This window comes from Youngiibacter fragilis 232.1, from assembly GCF_000495435.3.
GTDB lineage: Bacteria > Bacillota > Clostridia > Clostridiales > Clostridiaceae > Youngiibacter > Youngiibacter fragilis.
In genome coordinates this window covers 1-738 of sequence record NZ_AXUN02000147.1, presented here as the reverse complement: position 1 = coordinate 738, position 738 = coordinate 1, and the positions used below count along the sequence as shown (strand labels likewise).

Sequence of the window (738 nt, the reverse complement as noted above, 5' to 3'; positions counted from 1 at the left end):
TGGGTCATTTTCTCTGCTCCGCCAACAAGGACTATGTCATATATACCAGCCTTGATTGCCGCCAGAGCCTGTCTGAAGGCAAGGCTTCCAGATGCGCATGCGCCTTCTGTCCTTACAGTTGGAATTGTTCCAAGTCCTAATGTCTCAGAAGCCAATGCTCCCATATGGCTCTGTGTGCTCCAGTAGCCTGCGTTGAAGTTACCCATATACAGTGCCTGGATAGATTCCTTGGATATCCCCGCATCCTCTATGGCTTTGTTCCCTGCATCCCTTATAAGGTCCTTAAGGGACTTGTCGGGAAGTCTCCCCATCTTGGTTTCCCCGATACCGATGACTGATACGCTTCTCAAAATATTTACACTCCTTCCGTTTTAACCCGGCAGGCGACTGCCTGCCGGATTGAAACTCAAACGATTTTATAGTATACCCATTGATCCCATTACTACTGCCACAAGTGTAGCTATAACAGGAATTACTACCGTTGTGACTGCCATCTCAAGGTAAGAGTCCTTGTGTGTCATACCGCATATGGCAAGCACTGTCAGGATGGCACCGTTGTGCGGAAGTGAATCAAGTCCGCCGCTGGCTATGGATGCTACCCTGTGGAAGGATTCAAGTGAAATTCCTGTAGCGGCTGAAAGTTCAACGTACTTCTGTCCAAGCGCTGCAAGGGCTATTCCCATTCCGCCTGAAGCTGATCCGGTAGCTCCAGCAAGAGTTGTTACAGCTATTGCCTCT

1 protein-coding gene and 1 pseudogene are annotated in these 738 nt (G+C 49.2%); both read right to left on the bottom strand.

Annotated features, from left to right (window positions below; translation table 11 throughout):
• The coding region (locus T472_RS07585) for a thiolase family protein (RefSeq protein WP_040907034.1) at positions 1-350 on the bottom strand (350 nt) is incomplete at its 3' end.
• Positions 351-416: 66 nt separating this feature from the next.
• Positions 417-738, bottom strand: a pseudogene (locus T472_RS19745) (GntP family permease); the annotation flags it as partial.